Source organism: Pseudescherichia sp. L3, from assembly GCF_024656065.1.
Lineage (GTDB): Bacteria > Pseudomonadota > Gammaproteobacteria > Enterobacterales > Enterobacteriaceae > Pseudescherichia.
Map to the genome: position 1 here is coordinate 438,300 of NZ_JANKYC010000003.1, position 20,152 is coordinate 458,451.

Sequence of the window (20,152 nt, forward strand, 5' to 3'; positions counted from 1 at the left end):
AGCCCCTCCCTCCTTACAGTTCAGCGACAAGTTTGTCCACGATGTCGCTGTTAGCAGCTTCATCCACGGAACGTTCGATGATCTTCTCGGCGCCAGCAACAGCCAGGACCGCAACCTGCTTACGCAGCTCTTCGCGAGCGCGCTTACGTTCGGCATCAATTTCTGCCTGCGCCTGCGCCACGATTTTAGTACGTTCCTGCTCTGCTTCGGTTTTGGCTTCGTCCAGGATCTGGGCACGGCGTTTGTTCGCCTGCTCAATGATTACCTGGGCTTCCGCTTTCGCCTTTTTCAGCTGGTCGGTCGCGTTGGCCTGTGCAAGGTCCAGATCCTTTTTAGCTCGTTCAGCAGAAGCAAGACCGTCAGCAATCTCTTTTTGACGTTTTTCGATGGCAGCAATCAACGGCGGCCATACATACTTCATGCAGAACAGAACGAAAAGGACAAACGCGATGGCCTGGCCGAGGATTGTTGCGTTAAGATTCACAGCACAATGCCTCTTATCTAGTTAACGTTCTGATATTGCCCGTAAAAATCAAGCAACGCTTACTACGCGACAGCAAACATCACGTACAGACCCAGACCTACAGCGATCATTGGGATAGCATCCACCAGACCCATAACGATAAAGAACTGAGTACGCAGCAGAGGGATCAGATCCGGTTGACGCGCTGCGCCTTCCAGGAATTTACCTCCGAGGATGCCGATACCGATCGCAGCACCGATTGCCGCCAGACCCATCATCACAGCGGCAGCCATGTACAGCAGATCCATATTCAGGTTTTCCATGACAGTCTCCAGTTTGTTTCAGTTAAAACGTAGTAGTGTTGGTAAAAAAATCAGTGCTCTTCAGACGCCATCGACAGATAGACGATCGTCAGAACCATGAAGATGAAGGCTTGCAGCGTAATGATCAGGATGTGGAAAATGGCCCACGGCACATTCAGGATCCACTGTGACCACCACGGCAACAGACCAGCAATCAGAATGAAAATCAACTCACCGGCATACATGTTGCCGAACAGTCGCAGACCGAGCGAAACCGGTTTAGACAGCAGGCTTACCCCTTCAAGGATTAAGTTGACAGGAATAAATGCCCAGTGGTTGAACGGCTGCAGCGTCAGCTCTTTCGTGAAGCCGCCAATGCCTTTCATTTTGATGCTGTAGAACAGAATGAGGATGAATACGCCCAGCGCCATCGACAGGGTGATGTTCACGTCCGCAGACGGAACCACGCGCAGCGCCGGCAGGCCGAGCACGTGCTCGCCAATCCACGGCAGGAAGTCGATAGGCAGCAGATCCATCAGGTTCATCAGGAATACCCAGACGAAAATCGTCAGGGCCAGCGGCGCGATCACCTTGCTTTTGCCGTGGTACATGTCTTTCACGCTACCGTGGACAAAACCAATGACCAGCTCAATCGCCGTCTGGAATTTTCCTGGGACGCCGCTGGTTGCTTTTTTGGCAACGCCACGGAACACCATCAGGAACAACAGGCCCAGAACCACCGAGAAGAACATGGAGTCGATGTTCAGCGTCCAGAATGTGGCCGGGGGGTTATGCGGATCCACCAGCGAGAACGTACGCAGGTCAATCTGAAGGTTGTTCAGATGGTGACCGATGTAGTCCTGCGGTGTTGAGATTTCTCCTGCAGACATGATGCCTCTTACCCTTTGTTGTTAATTACAGCGGGTGCCAGTATCTGTACAACCAGCACCGAAACCCACGTCACGATCAGCGGCAAAAAAACCGCCTTCAAAACCGCCAGCGCCACCACCAGCAACACGAAGGTTGCCAACACCTTGAACGCTTCACCGAAGGCGAAGGACCAGGCCATGCGGCCTTTAGCAGGTGTATGCGCCTGATGACGCCAGGCAAAAATCATAAACAACATATTTGGCAGCACGACTGCCAGTCCACCGCATAATGCGGAGACGCCCCAGAAGGGGTCTTTGAGGCTAAACAGTAATCCACTTACTATCACAGCCAGAAACTGAATGAACAGAAGCTTACGAGCAACGTTTCTACTCAAGAGCGACAAAGACATCACGTTTTTACTCCTGCTCACTTCGAGGTATGTCGCGTGTCGTATAAAACGTTCTTTACGGCTCAGAGTCAAGCATCAAAAAGCGAGCAAATTATACGGTGCGGCCCCGTGATTTCAAACAATAAGTAGCAAAAAGGTGAATAAATGTTTAAATAAATTTCCCGAGGGCTATTTTTTCACTTTCTGACAAACTGTGAGCGCTAGTGCAAATTTGCGTATTGCGCGCCAACACTGATGTTAAAGCGTGCATCAGATCACAAATTGAACATTTGCGCTCAGAACATATTATTCGTGCTAAGAAATTAAGTTGACTCATCTTTTTGATATTTTTGCTGAATCTTATCCACTCTTTCTAAAAAAGCACGATATACAATAAAAACCTTTTATTGACATTCTTAATAAACATTTAACATCTTTGTAAAATTTATTTTGCTGATTTTTAGCAGGCTGATACTTTCCCTGTTGACTATTTTCACAGTTAAGCAAAATAGCAGGTTAACAACTGGAAAAGTCACAGTAAAATTAAGGTTAAATCCTGAAAAATCTTCCGCTGCTTTGTTTTGCTTTTTTTAACAGATTCTCTACAGCGGAAAATTGCTATTTTTTGATAAAAATTAAAGCGAGTTTGCCTTAACGATCACCAAATGACGTTCTCCTTCCAGCTGCGGAACGCGCAGTTTTACCACCGACTCCACGCTGAACCCAGACGGCAGCTGAGCAATCTCATCGTCAGGCAGCTGGCCTTTCAAGGCGTAAAAACGCCCCTCCCCTGCCGGCAGGTGATGACACCAGCTAACCATATCAGTGAGCGAGGCAAAGGCGCGGCTGATCACGCCATCGAACGGCGGCTCGGCCGGAAATTCCTCTACGCGGCTCTGCACCGGCGCAATGTTGTCAATCTTCAGCTCATGCTGCACCTGACGCAGGAAGCGAATACGCTTGCCAAGGCTGTCCAGCAGCGTGAAGTGCGCCTGGGGCAGAACGATGGCCAACGGCACGCCAGGCAGGCCAGGCCCTGTTCCTACGTCGATAAAGCGGGTTCCCGTCAGGTGAGGCGCAACCACCACGCTGTCCAGAATGTGGCGAATCAGCATCTCGTTCGGATCGCGTACCGAGGTGAGGTTGTACGCCTTGTTCCATTTGTGGAGCATATCGACATAGGCCACCAGCTGCTGTTTCTGGTGATCGGTGAGCGAAATGCCTGCATCGTTAAGCAGACGAGAGAGTTTGTTGAGCACGGTAGTTACCTGTCTAAAATTGAATTGCCCGGTGTGGCGCTGCGCTTACCGGGCCTACAAATTCGTAGGGCGGGTTAGCAAAGCGCCACCCGCCGAAAGTCGACATCAGGCGCTGCGGCGCAGCATACCCTGTTTTTTCAGCCAGACCAGCAGAATGGAGATGGCCGCAGGGGTAATGCCTGAGATGCGCGACGCCTGACCAATAGACGACGGTTTGTGATCGTTAAGCTTGGCGATTACCTCGTTGGAGAGGCCGCTCACCTGACGGTAGTCCAGGGTCGCTGGCAGGATAGCGCTTTCGTTACGCAGCTGCTTTTCAATCTCATCCTGCTGGCGGGCGATGTAGCCTTCGTATTTGACCTGGATCTCTACCTGTTCAGCGGCCTGCGGATCGTCAAGGCCTGGCGCAAACGGCGAGAGGTTCACCATGCCGCTGTAGGTCATCTCCGGACGGCGCAGCAGATCCTCACCGTTGGCTTCGCGTGACAGCGGCGCGCTGAGGATAGCGTTCACTTCGTCAACCTGCTCAGAGTGCGGGTGCACCCAAATATCCTTCAGGCGCTGACGCTCACGCTCAATACGCTCCAGCTTCTCGTTAAAGCGTGCCCAACGCTGGTCGTCTACCAGACCCAGTTCGCGGCCAGCGGCCGTCAGACGCAGGTCGGCGTTATCTTCACGCAGCATCAGACGGTATTCTGCGCGGGAAGTAAACATGCGGTACGGCTCTTTGGTGCCAAGAGTGCAGAGATCGTCTACCAGCACGCCAAGGTAGGCCTGGTCGCGGCGCGGTGCCCAGCCCTCTTTCTCGGCAGAGAAGCGGGCGGCGTTAAGACCCGCCAGCAGCCCCTGCGCAGCGGCCTCTTCGTAGCCGGTGGTGCCGTTGATCTGTCCGGCAAAGAACAGGCCCTGGATAAATTTGCTCTCCAGCGTCGGCTTCAGGTCACGCGGATCGAAGAAGTCATACTCGATGGCATAGCCCGGACGCACAATCTTCGCGTTCTCCATCCCCTGCATGGAACGGACGATCTGCATCTGTACGTCGAACGGCAGGCTGGTAGAGATGCCGTTCGGATAAATTTCGTTTGAGGTCAGCCCTTCCGGCTCCAGGAAGATCTGGTGCTGGTTACGATCGGCAAAGCGCATCACTTTGTCTTCGATCGACGGGCAGTAGCGTGGCCCGATCCCTTCGATCACGCCGGCGTACATTGGGCTGCGATCGAGGTTATTGCGGATCACGTCATGGGTTTTCTCGTTGGTGTAGGTGATATAGCACGGCACCTGACGCGGGTGCTGGTCAACGCTACCCATGAACGAGAAGACCGGCAACGGGTTATCGCCATGCTGCTGGGCGAGAACGCTGAAGTCGATGGTACGGGCGTCAATACGCGGCGGCGTACCGGTTTTCAGACGGTTTACCCGCAGCGGCAGTTCACGCAGGCGGCGCGAGAGTGAAATGGACGGCGGATCGCCCGCCCGGCCACCGCTGTAGTTATCCAGCCCGATATGGATTTTGCCGTCGAGGAAGGTCCCCACCGTCAGCACCACCGACTTCGCCCGGAATTTGAGACCCATCTGGGTCACTGCACCCACCACACGATCGTTTTCGACGATCAGATCCTCAACTGCCTGCTGGAAGATCATCAGGTTCGGCTGGTTCTCCAGTGCGGTGCGTACCGCCTGGCGATAGAGCACACGATCCGCCTGAGCACGGGTCGCCCGTACGGCGGGGCCTTTGCTCGCGTTTAGTATCCTAAACTGAATGCCTGCATGGTCGATTGCGGTGCCCATCAGCCCGCCCAGCGCGTCCACTTCTTTTACCAGGTGTCCTTTCCCAATACCGCCAATAGCCGGGTTGCAGGACATCTGTCCTAGCGTATCGATATTGTGTGTCAGAAGGAGGGTCTGCTGACCCATACGTGCAGCGGCCATTGCAGCCTCGGTACCTGCATGACCCCCGCCAATGATGATGACGTCAAAAGGATCCTGATAAAACATGGTGGTTTGCCTCGCACAGAGCGGTTAGAAAGTGGATTGGGGTCCGGGCCGTGGATTCTACTCAACTTTAGTCCATCGAGAAAGTGCCGGGATCCTGACTATTAAAAAGAAGATCTTTTTTATTTAAGATCTGTTTTATTATGATCTCTTATTAGGATCGCCCTCTCCTGTGGATAAGGCGGATCCTCTCATTAAGATCAACGCGTTATTGAGGATCGTTTGCTGTGAAAGATCGGTGATCCCACACCGTATAAGCTGGGATCAAAATGGCGGGTTATGCACAGGTGAAACTTTAAACAAACCTTATACAGTGGATAACTACCGGTTGATCAATGCTTTTAACCAGAGTTACCCACAGCTGATCGCACGATCTTTACACTTCTTTCAGTAAATTGATCCACGATCCCAGCCAAATTTCCGCCGGATCCTCCGGAATCTCATGTTCGAGGACGTTGATCCTTAGCGTTTCGCCGATCTGTTTTGCCTGGCAGCCTTTCAATACCTCTTCCAGCTTCTCAATGGCACCACAGAAAGTATCGTACTCACGGCTACCGAGACCCACCGCACCAAAGCGAACCTGGGAGAGATCCGGCTGCTGCTCCTGCAACTCTTCATATAAAGGCAGAATGTTGTCAGGCAGATCCCCTGCGCCATGGGTAGAGGAGATCAGCAGCCATACGCCATCGGTGGGAAGATCCTCAAGCAGAGGCCCATGCAGCGTGCTGGTAGAGAAACCGGCATCTTCCAGCTTCTCAGCCAGATGTTCTGCAACGTATTCCGCGCCGCCCAGCGTACTGCCGCTGATGAGAGTAATGTCTGCCATGATGATCCGCTCCGATGAATAAGAGCGGTATTGTACGCTGTGAATCAGCTGGGATCTACCTGTGGAAAATGTGGTGATTATTTTTCCCGGCTAGGGGCGGATGGTACGCATGATCGGGTTCTGCAGGGAGATCAGCGTCTCGGTGGACTGGATCTCATCAATTGTTTGGATCTTGTTGATAAGTACCTGCTGGAGGGCGTCGATCGAGCGGCACATGACCTTAATGAAGATGCTGTAGTGGCCGGTGGTGTAGTAGGCCTCGGTGACCTCCTCCAGACTCTCCAGCTTGGCCAGCGCCGACGGGTAGTCCTTGGCGCTCTTGAGAATGATGCCAATAAAGCAGCAGACGTCGTAGCCGAGCTGTTTCGGACTGACGTCAATGCGCGCGCCAGTGATGATGCCCGCCTGTTTCATCTTCTCTACGCGGACGTGGATGGTGCCAGGGCTGACGCCAAACTGCTTCGCCAGTTCAGCATAGGCCGTGCGGGCATTGGCCATCAGCGCCTTCAGAATGCCCCGGTCGAGGTTGTCAATCTGGTAACTTTCCATAATGTTCAGCCGTTATTGTTCACTATTGGGTTGAGATTAACGCTTCCAGCGACGCAGCAGACGGCTGCGCATACCGGTGTCAAAGCGCCAGATATGATCGAAAATACGCATGATCCCTGGCTTGCCGTGAGCGGACATCGCTACCGCGTGAAAGCGATGCTGATGCACCTGCTGTAGCATTTTGATCTGATTCACCACCTCGTCAGGCAGGCGTTGGGCGATAAAGTCTGAGATCACCACCGCGTCGGCATCCGCCCACTCACCGCCCTGCATCCGCTCAATCACGGCGCGAAAGCAGCTGGCGAGATCGGTTCCGCCGCGAAAGCGCTGGCTCAGGAAGCGGATCGCCTCCTCTAGCCCTTGCGATCCCGACAGCTCATAGCGTACCACCTCGCTGGAAAACAGCATGATATAGCAGCGCCGGTTATCCGCCAGCGCCACCCGCATTAGCGCCAGGCAGAACGCCTTCGCACACTGTTCGTTAAAACCGCCCATCGAGCCAGAGGTATCGACACAGATAATAAACGGCCCGCGCGGCTGTTCATCAACGCTTTGATGCACCACCGGGCGCTGGGTGATCTTCTCCCGCCAGGCTTCACCATGCAGGCGGTAGGTGAGAAGCTGCTTCTCCACCAGCCGACGGTAGAACTCATACTCCAGCTCGGTAATGCCGAGGGTCGCAAGCTCGGGCGGCAGCAGGCGCAGAATATCATCGCTCTGCTGGAGGCCGTCTACCTGCTCCGGCACCGACGCTGGCTCGCGTACCAGCGTGCGGAAGGTCTCCATCGGCGAATCTTTTTTCGGTACCGATTTTGCCTCCCGGGAGCGGCCAAGCTGTTCGGCCAGCTGTTTCAGCTCCGGCTGCTCGGCAAGGAAGTCGCCGTAGCGGACGATGAGCTGATAGTCACCGCGTTTTAGCTGCCCGGCGCTCATATCCCACAGCCGTCCGGCTGCGTTTTCATTTTCGATCAGCACCGACTCAAGCTGCCCGCTCAGCTTCATGCGCTCCTGAACCTCGCTTAAGAGCTGCTCGCGCTCCTCCTCCAGCAGTTGCTGGTTGAGCGTGGTCGCCTGCACCACCAGGCTTAATCGCCAGCGCTGTAAAAACAGCGTGTGCAGCGCGGGAGTAAGGGTAGGATTATCGGCGATCAGCTGGCTGGCCTGTTCGGCATAGGGCGAGTGCACCTTTGCGAGCAGGGTGAGGATCTGCGGAAGTTGGGCAATAAACTGCGGCGTCGCCAGCAGCTGGGTCTGCTGGTAGCAGAGAAACTCTTCGGTCAGCTCCGGCGGAACCGCTGTCTCCTTTAGGCGGCTTCTTAGCGCCTCTCGCCAGCGGGGGACATCCTCGGTAATGGCGCGCCTGAGCCGGGGAAACTTTTCAAAGAACACCGCCAGCTGCGGTGAGGCCAGCAGAGCGACAATCAGCTCTTCAATGAGCCCCTCTTCACCCACCGCCAGCATCACATTCAGCGTGTCGAGGGTGATCATTGCCGGGCCTGTTTGATCTGCGCGCCGACGTCCTGCAGGCTGGCTTCAATGCGCCCTAACCAGTCGCTGTGGATAAACAGGCACTTCTGCTGTTCGCTGAAGCGGGTGTGCTGCTGGTGCCACGTGTTATCGAGTGATTCAAGCTGCTGGCGGATCTCCTCTGGCACGCTCTCCTGAGAGGATCCGGGCAGCGCCAGCCGGGAGGCCTGTAGACTTACATCGCGCACGATCAGGTGCAGGGTGGCATCCACTTCCAGATTAAGCACCTGGGCAAACCCAATCCCGTTGAGCTTGCCGCGGATCTCGCCGCCTTTCATTAGCCATTGCTCCAGCGGGGCGCGTTCGAGAGTAATGTGCACGACCTGCATATCGTGCAGCTTAAGCGGCTGCTGAAGCAGCAGGGTCAGCGTATCGTCGCTGATGTCTGGGGGAAGCTCATAGTGCGGGCGGCGGCTAAACATACCGCTCTGGCGCTGCACTTTGAGGGCGGTCTTATCGCTCTGCTGCTGCTGGAGCTGGATACGCCGTTGGGCAATGGCTCCCAGCTGGACCAGCATGGCCTGCTGCTGCCAGGCGTGTCCGGTCATCAATATGTCGACCTGCTGGGCGAGCAGCTCCCGACTCTGGGCGTCATGCCACAGGCAATCTTTCAGCAGGATAAGATCGATGGGTGAGACCGCATCGCGCCCGCAGAAAAAGGCGCTGGCCTGCAGCAGGCGGATGGCCTTTTTCCAGCGTCGGTCAGAAACGTAGGGGGCGTTGGGAAGGTTATCCAGCTGCTGACGCAGCATAAAGATCAGCTCGAACACCGCGTCAGGCAGGGTGATGTGGCCTATCTCCTGCTGCCACTGCTGATACTCCTCGTCCGTTACCTGCAGCGAGGCCGGAACCGGGTTATCGTTCTCATCCTGCTGGCTGACCAGCATTGAACGGAAGTTTCCCTTATCCTGAACCTTATCCAGCCAGAGGCGGATCAGCATACGGTCGTAAAGCGCCTCGAGGCTGCTGTCGGCTTCCGGCAGCTCGTTAGAGGCTGCCACCAGCAGGCGCATCGGGATCTTCTCTTCGCTGGCCCCGTTGCGAAAACGCCGTTCGTTAATGGCAGTCAGCAGGGTGTTCAGGATAGCGGGGCCAGCTTTCCAGATTTCATCCAGAAAGACGATCTCCGCCTCCGGAAGATAACCTGCTGTCAGGCGCTCGTAGCGCCCTTCATCTTTCAATGCCTGAATAGAGAGCGGGCCAAAAACCTCTTCCGGTGTCGAAAAGCGGGTCATCAGGTATTCAAAGGCACGAGCGTGCTGAAAGGCGTATTTAAGCCGGCGAGCGATAAGGCTTTTAGCAATACCGGGCGGGCCAAGAAGAAATACGCTCTCCCCGCTTAATGCGGCCAGCAGGCACAGGCGGATAGCGTGGCTACGCTCATACAGGCCTTTTTCCAGCGCGCTGCTGAGACGGGAAATTCTTTCTGCTAATAAATGTGAGTGAGCCATAATTGTTCTGCATCCTTTCGCCGCTGTCGGTGGACAAAAGTGAGTATACGTTTCAACAAGGGCTTGTAATAGACGGAATAATGCCTTCACATTCTTTGCGTCAGGATAACCCTGGCGCATTTAAGGCTTCGATTTATTGAAGAATCATGCATACTGTGCGCTTTTGTGGGCCAAGGGACTAAGCGCACACTTGTCATCCATACAAAAGATTAGTCTATGAGCACTGATAATAAGCAATCATTGTCTGCGGTAACCCTCGCAGCAATTGGGGTTGTCTACGGTGATATCGGAACCAGCCCGCTTTATACTCTTCGTGAATGTTTGTCCGGTCAGTTTGGTTTTGGCGTCGAACGCGACGCGGTGTTTGGCTTTCTGTCACTCATCTTCTGGCTGCTGATTTTTGTTGTTTCTATTAAGTACCTGACCTTCGTGATGCGGGCCGATAACGCCGGAGAAGGGGGGATTTTGACCCTGATGTCGCTGGCGGGGCGCAATACCTCGGCGCGAATGACCTCGGTACTGGTGATCATGGGGTTGATTGGCGGCAGCTTCTTCTATGGCGAAGTGGTGATCACGCCTGCGATCTCGGTGATGTCGGCTATCGAGGGGCTGGAGATTATTGCGCCCTCGCTAGATAGTTGGGTGGTACCGTTGTCCATCGTGGTACTGACGCTGCTGTTTATGATCCAGAAACACGGCACCGGGCTGGTGGGTAAGCTGTTTGCGCCGATTATGCTGGCCTGGTTTATCATCCTGGCCGTGCTGGGCCTGCGCGGGATTATCGCTAATCCTGAGGTGTTGCAGGCGCTGAATCCGATGTGGGCGGTGCACTTCTTCCTCGAATATAAAGCCGTGTCGTTTGTGGCGCTGGGTGCGGTGGTGCTGTCGATCACCGGCGTAGAGGCGCTGTATGCCGACATGGGGCACTTCGGCAAGCTGCCTATCCGCCTGGCGTGGTTTAGCCTGGTGCTGCCGTCGCTGGCGCTGAACTACTTCGGCCAGGGCGCGCTGCTGCTGAAAAACCCGGAGGCAATCAAGAACCCGTTCTTCCTGCTGGCCCCTGAGTGGGCGCTGATCCCAATGCTGCTTATCGCCACCCTGGCAACGGTTATTGCCTCCCAAGCGGTGATCTCCGGTGTGTTCTCGCTTACGCGTCAGGCGGTGCGTCTGGGCTACCTGTCGCCGATGCGCATTATTCACACCTCGGAGATGGAGTCCGGTCAGATCTACATTCCCTTTGTTAACTGGCTGCTCTACTTTGCCGTAGTGATTGTGATCGTCAGCTTTGAGCGTTCAAGCAACCTGGCGGCGGCGTACGGTATCGCGGTGACCGGCACCATGGTGCTGACCTCTATCCTCTCCACCACCGTGGCACGTAAAAACTGGCACTGGAACAAGTTCCTTGTGGCGCTGATTCTGGTGGCGTTCCTCTGCATCGACATTCCGCTCTTCTCGGCGAACCTCGACAAGCTGCTCTCTGGCGGCTGGCTGCCGCTGAGTCTCGGCCTCGTGATGTTCCTGATTATGACGACGTGGAAAAGCGAGCGCTTCCGCCTGCTGCGGCGTATGCACGAGCACGGTAACTCTCTGGAGGCGATGATCGCCTCGCTGGAGAAATCCCCGCCGGTGCGGGTACCGGGCACGGCGGTCTATATGTCGCGGGCGCTGAACGTTATTCCTTTCGCGATGCTGCATAACCTCAAGCACAATAAGGTCCTGCACGAGCGGGTGATCCTGCTGACCCTGCGCACGGAGGACGCACCCTATGTGCATAACGTCCGCCGGGTACAGATCGAGCAGCTTTCGCCGACCTTCTGGCGCGTGGTAGCCAGCTACGGCTGGCGCGAGACGCCGAACGTGGAGGAGGTCTTCCACCGCTGCGGACTGGAGGGGCTGAGCTGTCGTATGATGGAGACCTCGTTCTTTATGTCTCACGAGTCGCTGATCGTGGGCAAACGTCCCTGGTATCTGCGCCTGCGCGGTAAGCTCTACCTGGTGCTGCAGCGTAACGCCCTGCGCGCCCCGGACCAGTTCGAGATCCCGCCTAACCGGGTTATTGAGCTGGGTACGCAAGTAGAAATCTAAACCTGCCATATGCCGGGTGGCGCTTCGCTTACCCGGCCTGCTTCTCTTCCTCTCAATTTCCGTTAGCGAAACGTTTCGATGCCGATCACAGATCTTTAACGTGGTGATGGTTAAATGAACGCTATCCGGCATACACTGGCCTCAGCGAAACGTTTCGCTAGTGGAGCCAGAAAAAATGAAGAAAGGATCTGTACTGAACTCTGAAATCTCATCGGTTATCTCCCGTCTGGGGCATACCGATACGCTCGTGGTGTGCGACGCCGGGTTGCCGGTTCCCCACAGTACGCAACGCATCGATATGGCATTAACCCAGGGCGTACCTTCGTTTATGCAGGTACTTGAGGTGGTCACCACCGAGATGCAGGTTGAGGCAGCCATTCTCGCTACGGAAATCAAACAGCATAATCCGCAGCTCCACGAAGCGTTGCTCAACCATATTGAGCAGCTGCAACAACACCAGGGAAATACCATCGAAGTGCGCTACACCACGCACGAAGCATTTAAACAACATACCGCAGCAAGCCAGGCGGTTATTCGCAGCGGGGAGTGCTCCCCGTATGCGAATATCATTCTCTGTGCTGGCGTCACCTTCTGAGGCCATCATGGACGCACTACTTCAGCTTAAGGGGATCGACAAAGCGTTCCCCGGCGTAAAAGCCCTCTCCGGCGCAGCGCTCAACGTCTACCCTGGCCGCGTGATGGCGCTGGTGGGCGAGAACGGCGCTGGCAAATCCACCATGATGAAAGTGTTAACCGGTATCTACACTCGCGATGCCGGTTCGCTACTGTGGCTGGGCCAGGAGACGACCTTTAATGGACCAAAATCGTCGCAGGAGGCGGGGATCGGGATTATCCATCAGGAGCTGAACCTGATCCCGCAGCTGACCATCGCCGAAAACATCTTTTTAGGCCGTGAGTTTGTTAACCGCTTTGGCAAAATCGACTGGAAAAAAATGTATGCCGAAGCGGACATTCTGCTGGCGAAACTCAACCTGCGCTTTAAGAGCGACAGGCTGGTAGGGGATCTCTCCATTGGCGATCAGCAGATGGTCGAGATCGCCAAGGTGCTGAGCTTTGAGTCGAAGGTCATCGTAATGGATGAGCCGACCGATGCCCTCACCGATACCGAAACCGACTCCCTGTTTCGCGTGATCCGCGAGCTGAAATCTCAGGAACGCGGCATTGTCTACATCTCTCACCGCATGAAAGAGATCTTCGAGATCTGCGATGACGTGACCGTCTTCCGTGACGGGCAGTTTATCGCCGAGCGTGAGGTTAGCTCGCTCACTGAAGATACGCTGATTGAGATGATGGTGGGACGCAAGCTGGAAGATCAGTATCCACATATTGATAAAGCACCGGGTGAGATGCGTCTGAAGGTCGACAACTTGTGCGGACCGGGGGTGAACAATGTCTCCTTTACTCTGCGCCAGGGTGAAATCCTCGGCGTAGCCGGGCTGATGGGCGCAGGACGTACCGAGCTGATGAAGGTGCTGTACGGCGCGCTGTCGCGTACCGGCGGCACCGTTACCCTTGATGGTCGCGAGGTCGTGACCCGTTCGCCGCAGGATGGCCTGGCTAACGGTATCGTCTACATCTCCGAGGATCGTAAGCGCGATGGTTTAGTGTTGGGCATGTCGGTGAAAGAGAACATGTCCCTGACCGCGCTGCGCTACTTCAGCCGCAGCGGCGGTAGCCTGAAGCATAGCGATGAGCAGCAGGCGGTGAGCGACTTTATCCGCCTGTTTAACGTCAAAACCCCCTCGATGGAGCAGCCTATCGGCCTGCTCTCCGGCGGTAACCAGCAAAAAATCGCTATCGCCCGCGGGCTGATGACGCGCCCGAAGGTGCTCATCCTCGACGAACCCACGCGCGGCGTGGACGTCGGTGCCAAAAAAGAGATCTATCAGCTCATCAACCAGTTTAAAGCGGATGGGCTGAGCATCATTCTGGTGTCGTCAGAAATGCCAGAGGTGCTTGGCATGAGCGATCGCATCATGGTGATGCATGAAGGAGAGTTGGGTGGTGAGTTCACCCGTGAGCAGGCAACCCAGGAAGTGCTGATGGCTGCCGCCGTCGGCAAGCTAAATCGCGAGACCCAGGAGTCAACGATATGAGTACCCAGACCGTTACCCCCCGCCGCTACTTTAATAAGGCGTGGCTGATGGAACAAAAATCGCTGATTGCCCTGCTGGTGCTGATTGCGATTGTCTCCACGATGAGCCCTAACTTTTTCACCATCAATAACCTGTTTAACATTCTGCAGCAGACCTCGGTAAACGCCATTATGGCGGTGGGGATGACGCTGGTGATCCTGACCTCGGGGATCGATCTCTCCGTGGGCTCGCTGCTGGCGCTCACCGGCGCGGTGGCAGCCTCGATTGTCGGTATGGAAGTTAATGCTCTGGTGGCGATTGCCGCCGCGCTGGCGCTGGGCGCTGCGGTAGGGGCAATGACCGGGGTCATTGTCGCGAAAGGGCGGGTGCAGGCGTTTATCGCCACCCTGGTCATGATGCTGCTGCTGCGCGGTGTGACCATGGTCTATACCAACGGTAGCCCGGTGAATACCGGCTTTACCGATAACGCCGATCTCTTTGGCTGGTTTGGTATTGGCCGACCGCTGGGTATCCCGACGCCGGTCTGGATCATGGGTATCGTCTTCCTGGCCGCGTGGTATATGCTGCACCATACCCGCCTGGGCCGCTATATCTATGCCCTGGGCGGTAACGAAGCGGCCACGCGCCTCTCCGGGATCAGCGTTAACAAAGTCAAAATCATCGTCTACTCCTTAAGTGGCCTGCTGGCATCGCTGGCGGGCATCATTGAAGTGGCGCGCCTCTCCTCTGCACAACCCACAGCCGGTACCGGCTACGAGTTGGATGCCATCGCTGCGGTTGTATTGGGCGGTACCAGCCTCGCGGGCGGTAAAGGGCGCATTGTAGGCACGCTAATCGGTGCACTGATCCTTGGTTTCCTTAACAACGGACTGAACTTGCTGGGTGTTTCCTCCTATTACCAGATGATCGTTAAGGCAGTGGTAATTTTGCTGGCGGTGCTGGTAGACAACAAAAAGCAGTAATAAATGACATTACAGGACATCTGATTATGAACATGAAAAAACTGGCTACTCTGGTCTCTGCTGTCGCACTGAGTGCAACCGTGAGCGCAAACGCGATGGCGAAAGACACCATTGCGCTGGTGGTCTCTACCCTGAACAACCCATTTTTTGTTTCACTGAAGGATGGCGCACAGAAAGAAGCCGACAAGCTGGGCTATAACCTGGTGGTGCTGGATTCCCAGAACAACCCGGCGAAAGAGCTGGCTAACGTGCAGGACCTGACCGTGCGCGGCACGAAAATCCTGCTGATCAACCCGACCGATTCTGATGCAGTCGGTAACGCCGTGAAGATGGCGAACCAGGCTAAAATCCCGGTGATCACCCTGGACCGCGTAGCGGCCAAAGGTGAAGTCGTGAGCCACATTGCTTCAGATAACGTGCTGGGCGGCAAAATTGCTGGCGATTACATCGCGAAGAAAGCCGGTGAAAGCGCGAAGGTGATTGAGCTGCAGGGTATTGCAGGCACCTCTGCCGCTCGCGAACGCGGCGAGGGCTTCCAGCAGGCCGTGACGGCGCATAAATTCAACGTGCTGGCTAGCCAGCCGGCAGATTTCGACCGCACCAAAGGTCTGAACGTGATGCAGAACCTGCTGACCGCGCATCCTGATGTGCAGGCCGTATTTGCTCAGAACGATGAGATGGCGCTGGGTGCGCTGCGTGCGCTGCAGACGGCGGGCAAATCCGACGTGATGGTGGTGGGCTTCGACGGCACGCCGGACGGTGAGAAAGCAGTAAACGACGGCAAACTGGCGGCGACCATTGCCCAGCTGCCGGAGCAGATCGGCGCGAAAGGCGTTGAAACTGCTGATAAAGTGCTGAAAGGCGAGAAGGTTCAGGCGAAATACCCGGTTGACCTGAAGCTGGTTATTAAACAGTAATCACGTTTTAAGGCTTACGCCACCCCAGGGTGGCGTACCTTACAGGAAGATCCCACCATGAAAACAGCAGGTAAGCTCGTTGTCCTTGGCAGTATCAATGCCGATCACATTCTCAACCTTGACGCTTTCCCGATGCCGGGCGAAACCGTGACCGGTACGCACTACCAGGTCGCCTTTGGCGGTAAAGGGGCCAACCAGGCGGTGGCCGCCGGGCGTAGCGGGGCGCAGATTGCGTTTATCGCCTGCACCGGCAGCGACGATACCGGCGATCGGATCCGCGCCCAGCTGGCCAACGATAACATTAACGTTGCGCCCGTGAGCGTGGTTGACGGAGAGTCTACCGGCGTCGCGCTGATCTTTGTCAACGGCGAAGGGGAGAATGTCATCGGTATTCATGCGGGAGCCAACGCCGCGCTCTCTCCCGAGCAGGTTGCCGCTCAGCAGGCGCTGATTACCGACGCGGACGCGCTGCTGATGCAGCTGGAGTCGCCGGTAGAGAGCGTGCTGGCCGCCGCGAAAATTGCCCATGAAAATCATACCACTGTCGTACTGAACCCGGCCCCGGCGCGTGTATTATCTGACGAGCTGCTGGCGCTGGTGGACATTATCACCCCCAATGAAACCGAAGCGGAAAGGCTGACGGGCATTCGCGTAGAAAGCGACAGCGATGCCGAGCGAGCGGCGCTCGCACTGCATGATAAAGGCATCGGTACGGTGATCATTACCCTTGGCAGCCGCGGCGTATGGGCCAGCGTCAACGGTGAGGGCCGCCGGGTGCCGGGCTTTAAGGTCAACGCCATTGATACGATTGCGGCGGGTGATACCTTTAACGGCGCATTGGTGACCGCGCTGCTGGAGGATAAGCCGCTTGATGAGGCCATTGTGTTTGCCCATGCGGCGGCGGCGATTGCCGTTACGCGCAAAGGCGCGCAGCCCTCTGTGCCATGGCGTAACGAGATCAACGATTTCTTGAGTCAGCAGGGGTAAAGCGTGGCCACCATGAAGGACGTTGCCCGCCTGGCGGGCGTTTCCACCTCGACGGTTTCGCACGTCATTAATAACGATCGCTTTGTCAGCGATGCGATTCGGGAAAAGGTGGAAGAGGCGATCAAAAGCCTTAACTACGCTCCTTCGGCACTGGCGCGCAGTCTCAAGCTTAAGCAGACGCGCACCATCGGGATGCTGATCACCGCCAGCTCTAACCCCTTCTTCTCTGAACTGGTGCGCGGCGTTGAGCGCAGCTGTTTCGAACGTGGCTATAGCCTGGTGCTCTGTAATACCGAAGGCGATGAAGAGCGGATGAACCGTAACCTGGAGACCCTGATGCAAAAGCGCGTCGACGGGCTGCTGGTGCTGTGTACCGAGACGCATCAGCTTTCGCGAGAGATTATCCAGCGCTATCCCTCTATTCCCACCGTGATGATGGACTGGGCCCCCTTTGAGGGTGATATCGATATCATCCAGGACAACTCGCTGCTGGGTGGCGATATGGCAACCCAGTATCTGATTGATAAAGGCTTTACCCGTATCGCCTGCATTACCGGCCCGCTGGATAAAACCCCTGCGCGGTTACGTCTGGAGGGGTATCGGGAGGCAATGGCCCGGGCAGGGCTGACGGTGCGTGAAGGCGATGAGATCGTCGGTGACTTTGAGTTTGGCGGCGGTGTTGCCGCTATGCAGGCGCTGCTGGCGCAGCAGGAGCGGCCTCAGGCGGTATTTATCGGTAACGATGCGATGGCCGTTGGCGCTTATCAGGCGCTGTATCAGGCGGGACTCAAGGTCCCGGAGGATATGGCCATTATCGGCTACGACGATATCGAACTGGCGCGCTATATGACGCCGCCGCTCACCACCGTTCATCAGCCTAAGGATGAACTGGGTGAGCTGGCGATCGATGTTCTGACTCATCGCATTGCCGATCCAACCCTCTCCCAGCAGCGGCTACAGTTGACGCCGGTGCTAATGACGCGCGGCTCCGCTTAAGGCTTGTGCCGCTCCTTAATCAGATTCCGCCCATCTTTCGCTTTAAGCAGCAGGAAGACGGATGCCGATATCAGGGTGATTATGCCCATGGTAATAAAGGTGTAGTGGAACTGCTCAATGGTATTGGCGCTTTCAAAGCCTTCATAAAACCGCAGTACCGCCGCGCTGACGGCAACGCCAAGGCTAATCGATAGCTGCTGGGTGACAGCCAGTACGCTGTTACCGCTGCTGGCGTTCTCGTCGGTCAGGTCGGCGAGCGTAATGGTGTTCATGGCCGTGAACTGCGTGGACATCGCCATGCCTAATATAAAGAGCGGCAGGATCAGCAACCACACCTCCATCGACGGCGACTGAAGGGCAAACTGCGCAATCATTACGCCAATGATGACCGTCACACCAAACAGCGTTTTGCGGTAGCCGAACCAGCGTAATACCTGGGTAACGGTGGATTTCGCCAGAATCGACCCTATCGCGGTAGGCGCAATCATGCAGCCCGCAATGAGTGCCGTATAGCCGAAGCCGACCTGAAGCATCAGCGGCATCAGGAAAGGAACGCAGCCGGTACCGAGGCGCGAGGCGATGTTGCCCGCAATCCCCACCGAGAAGGTGCGGGTCTTGAATATCGGCAGGGCAATCAGCGGTGAGGGATGATGGCGAGCGTGACGGATATAGGCATAGAACAGCACTATGCTGCTGAAGATAATGGTGAGCGCCAGCCAGCTGGCCACCAGTTTTTCGCCAAACAGCTCAATGCCGATAGAGAAGAGCACAAGGCTTACGCCGAACAGCAGAAAACCGCTCATATCGAAACGGCGGCGCGGCGTCGTAAAGTCCGGCATATATTTACGGGCGTAGAACAGCCCGGCAATGCCAATCGGAATGTTGATCAAGAATATCCAGTGCCAGCTTGCCCAGGTAACCAGTACCCCGCCGAGTACCGGGCCAAGAATGGGGCCCACCAGGCCAGGCATGGTGACAAAGTTGAGTACCGGAAGTAATTCACTGCGCGGATACGCTCGCAGCAACGCAAGGCGGGCAACCGGCATCATCATTGCGCCACCTATCCCCTGCACGATGCGAAACACAACCAGCATCCCCAGCGAATTTGATAGTGCGCAGGCCAGCGATCCCAGAGTGAAGAGCGAAACCGCCAGCATAAAGATGCGTCGCGTACCGAAACGGTCCGCCAGCCAGCCGCTGACCGGGATCAGCATAGCGACGGTCAGGGTGTAGCTGATAATTGCTGACTGCATCGCCAGCGGGGAGCGGTTAAGACTGTGCGCTATAGCCGGTAGCGCGGTATTGAGAATAGTGGCGTCCAACGCCTGCATAAAGAAGGCCATCGCCGCAATCCATGGCAAACCGGCCATGCTGCGCGCTTTTTTCTTGGTCATACTGCGTCCTGTTATTTAGTCTCCGGCGGGTGAGGCGTGTTAAGTAATGCCTGACATGCGCTGAAGGCGCGTTCACCATCGCTATCCTGAATGGCATCCACAATAGCCTGATGATTTTCAAGTTTAACCACTTCATTATGGGTAATAGAGTTGAAGTAGGTGTGATAAACCGAGTGAAACAGCGTGGCAAACGACGACAGGAAGGGATTACTGCTCATAGCATAGATATGTTCATGCCAGGCGGTATCCACATCTAGCCAGCGTTCGCGATGAAAATGTTGGTTTAACTCTACCATCTCTTCCATCAGCGTATTCAGGTGCGCTTTCTGCTCGGCGCTACCCAGCTCGGCCGCCAGTCTACAGGCCTGCGGCTCCAGCGTACTGCGCAAAACCAGAAAGTGGTTAATCACTTCCTGGAAGTTATCGTCCGTCATCCACCAGGAGAGCAGCTCCTGATCGAGGAAGTTCCAGCTTCCCTTGGGCATAACACGCGTACCGATACGTGGACGTGGTAGCACCATTCCCTTCGCCGTTAATGTTTTTACGGCTTCCCTGACCGCCGTTCGGCTTACGCCAAACTCCTCCCCTAGCTCCATCTCTGCAGGCAAAATTGAGCCTGGCGCATACTCACCGGTTAAGATCCGCTGGGCCAGCTTCTCTGCCAGAACATAAGAAAGGTTTTTCTGAGCGGCTAAATGCTGTGCGCTTAATGGCATATATCATATTCCTTCTTCTATTTATCTCTTTAAGTATGCCACCTGACACAGGTTATCGGCGCAAAATTCAACAAATGCAGCCCATTGTGATGGTTTTTAGTACGCCCTGGTGAAAAATAGCGCGTTTAAAAAGTTTTTTGCATTTAAGACTTGTCACCCCGGAATAACTCCCTATAATGCGCCTCCACTGACACGGAACAACGGCGAATAAGCCGGCCGGTCAGCGAAGCGCCTCCGGGCACTTCGGCAGAGAAAAGCGAAAATAAACGCTTGACTCTGAATGAGGAAAGCGTAATATACGCCACCTCGCAACGGTGAGCTGAAAGCCACGTTGCACTGCTCTTTAACAAT

Annotated in this window: 19 protein-coding genes; 7 read left to right on the top strand and 12 right to left on the bottom strand. The window is 55.6% G+C overall.

The window, feature by feature from the left end; translation table 11 throughout:
• Positions 1 to 13: 13 nt before the first annotated feature.
• The 10 genes from atpF to ravA all read right to left on the bottom strand — a co-directional run bounded on the left by atpF (position 14) and on the right by ravA (position 9,627).
• Positions 14 to 484, bottom strand: a complete 471-nt coding sequence (gene atpF, locus NR795_RS17355) for a F0F1 ATP synthase subunit B (protein ID WP_042393514.1) — start codon at positions 482 to 484, stop codon at positions 14 to 16.
• 62 nt (positions 485 to 546) lie between these two features.
• Positions 547 to 786 carry a F0F1 ATP synthase subunit C gene (gene atpE, locus NR795_RS17360; RefSeq protein ID WP_000429386.1) on the bottom strand — a complete coding sequence of 80 codons (240 nt, stop codon included), beginning with the start codon at positions 784 to 786 and terminating at the stop codon, positions 547 to 549.
• 50 nt (positions 787 to 836) lie between these two features.
• Positions 837 to 1,655: a F0F1 ATP synthase subunit A gene (gene atpB / locus NR795_RS17365; RefSeq protein WP_257758858.1), complete on the bottom strand. Its 819-nt coding sequence runs from the start codon at positions 1,653 to 1,655 to the stop codon at positions 837 to 839.
• An 8-nt stretch (positions 1,656 to 1,663) separates the two neighbouring features.
• Positions 1,664 to 2,044 carry a F0F1 ATP synthase subunit I gene (gene atpI / locus NR795_RS17370; RefSeq protein ID WP_042393520.1) on the bottom strand — a complete coding sequence of 127 codons (381 nt, stop codon included), beginning with the start codon at positions 2,042 to 2,044 and terminating at the stop codon, positions 1,664 to 1,666.
• 614 nt (positions 2,045 to 2,658) lie between these two features.
• The gene (gene rsmG, locus NR795_RS17375; protein WP_257758859.1) at positions 2,659 to 3,282 is read right to left on the bottom strand and encodes a 16S rRNA (guanine(527)-N(7))-methyltransferase RsmG; all 624 of its coding nucleotides are present in this window, start codon (positions 3,280 to 3,282) and stop codon (positions 2,659 to 2,661) included.
• Positions 3,283 to 3,387: 105 nt separating this feature from the next.
• A complete protein-coding gene (gene mnmG, locus NR795_RS17380; RefSeq protein ID WP_144818257.1) occupies positions 3,388 to 5,277 on the bottom strand; it encodes a tRNA uridine-5-carboxymethylaminomethyl(34) synthesis enzyme MnmG in 1,890 nt (629 codons plus the stop codon).
• A gap of 373 nt (positions 5,278 to 5,650) precedes the next feature.
• Positions 5,651 to 6,100, bottom strand: coding sequence for an FMN-binding protein MioC (gene mioC / locus NR795_RS17385; protein ID WP_144818256.1), 450 nt, complete (start codon positions 6,098 to 6,100; stop codon positions 5,651 to 5,653).
• Positions 6,101 to 6,190: 90 nt separating this feature from the next.
• Entirely contained in the window at positions 6,191 to 6,649 is a 459-nt protein-coding gene (gene asnC / locus NR795_RS17390; protein ID WP_257758860.1) for a transcriptional regulator AsnC, read from the bottom strand.
• A 36-nt stretch (positions 6,650 to 6,685) separates the two neighbouring features.
• Complete coding sequence (gene viaA / locus NR795_RS17395) at positions 6,686 to 8,137, bottom strand: ATPase RavA stimulator ViaA (RefSeq protein ID WP_257758861.1); 1,452 nt, start codon at positions 8,135 to 8,137, stop codon at positions 6,686 to 6,688.
• Positions 8,134 to 9,627 (bottom strand): ATPase RavA, encoded by a 1,494-nt coding sequence (gene ravA, locus NR795_RS17400; RefSeq protein WP_144818254.1) that lies wholly within the window; start codon positions 9,625 to 9,627, stop codon positions 8,134 to 8,136. Before ravA ends, viaA begins: the two co-directional genes overlap by 4 nt.
• A 216-nt stretch (positions 9,628 to 9,843) precedes the next feature.
• Between ravA and kup the strand changes: the two genes are divergently transcribed.
• The 7 genes from kup to rbsR all read left to right on the top strand — a co-directional run bounded on the left by kup (position 9,844) and on the right by rbsR (position 17,691).
• Positions 9,844 to 11,712 (top strand): low affinity potassium transporter Kup, encoded by a 1,869-nt coding sequence (gene kup / locus NR795_RS17405; protein ID WP_257758862.1) that lies wholly within the window; start codon positions 9,844 to 9,846, stop codon positions 11,710 to 11,712.
• Between the two features lie 175 nt (positions 11,713 to 11,887).
• Entirely contained in the window at positions 11,888 to 12,307 is a 420-nt protein-coding gene (rbsD, locus tag NR795_RS17410) for a D-ribose pyranase (RefSeq protein ID WP_144819420.1), read from the top strand.
• Between the two features lie 7 nt (positions 12,308 to 12,314).
• The gene (gene rbsA, locus NR795_RS17415) at positions 12,315 to 13,829 is read left to right on the top strand and encodes a ribose ABC transporter ATP-binding protein RbsA (protein WP_257758863.1); all 1,515 of its coding nucleotides are present in this window, start codon (positions 12,315 to 12,317) and stop codon (positions 13,827 to 13,829) included.
• Positions 13,826 to 14,791 carry a ribose ABC transporter permease gene (gene rbsC / locus NR795_RS17420; RefSeq protein WP_144819422.1) on the top strand — a complete coding sequence of 322 codons (966 nt, stop codon included), beginning with the start codon at positions 13,826 to 13,828 and terminating at the stop codon, positions 14,789 to 14,791. Before rbsA ends, rbsC begins: the two co-directional genes overlap by 4 nt.
• Positions 14,792 to 14,817: 26 nt before the next feature.
• Positions 14,818 to 15,708 carry a ribose ABC transporter substrate-binding protein RbsB gene (rbsB, locus tag NR795_RS17425; RefSeq protein ID WP_144819423.1) on the top strand — a complete coding sequence of 297 codons (891 nt, stop codon included), beginning with the start codon at positions 14,818 to 14,820 and terminating at the stop codon, positions 15,706 to 15,708.
• 57 nt (positions 15,709 to 15,765) lie between these two features.
• Positions 15,766 to 16,695, top strand: coding sequence for a ribokinase (rbsK, locus tag NR795_RS17430; RefSeq protein WP_257758865.1), 930 nt, complete (start codon positions 15,766 to 15,768; stop codon positions 16,693 to 16,695).
• Between the two features lie 3 nt (positions 16,696 to 16,698).
• Complete coding sequence (gene rbsR, locus NR795_RS17435; RefSeq protein ID WP_257758866.1) at positions 16,699 to 17,691, top strand: ribose operon transcriptional repressor RbsR; 993 nt, start codon at positions 16,699 to 16,701, stop codon at positions 17,689 to 17,691.
• Here the strand turns inward: rbsR and mdtD are convergent.
• Together mdtD and NR795_RS17445 are read right to left on the bottom strand one after the other, a co-directional pair.
• The gene (gene mdtD, locus NR795_RS17440) at positions 17,688 to 19,085 is read right to left on the bottom strand and encodes a multidrug transporter subunit MdtD (protein WP_257758868.1); all 1,398 of its coding nucleotides are present in this window, start codon (positions 19,083 to 19,085) and stop codon (positions 17,688 to 17,690) included. The two genes, rbsR and mdtD, sit on opposite strands and share 4 nt — an antisense overlap.
• A gap of 11 nt (positions 19,086 to 19,096) precedes the next feature.
• A complete protein-coding gene (locus NR795_RS17445) occupies positions 19,097 to 19,801 on the bottom strand; it encodes a FadR/GntR family transcriptional regulator (protein ID WP_144819427.1) in 705 nt (234 codons plus the stop codon).
• Positions 19,802 to 20,152 lie beyond the last annotated feature (351 nt).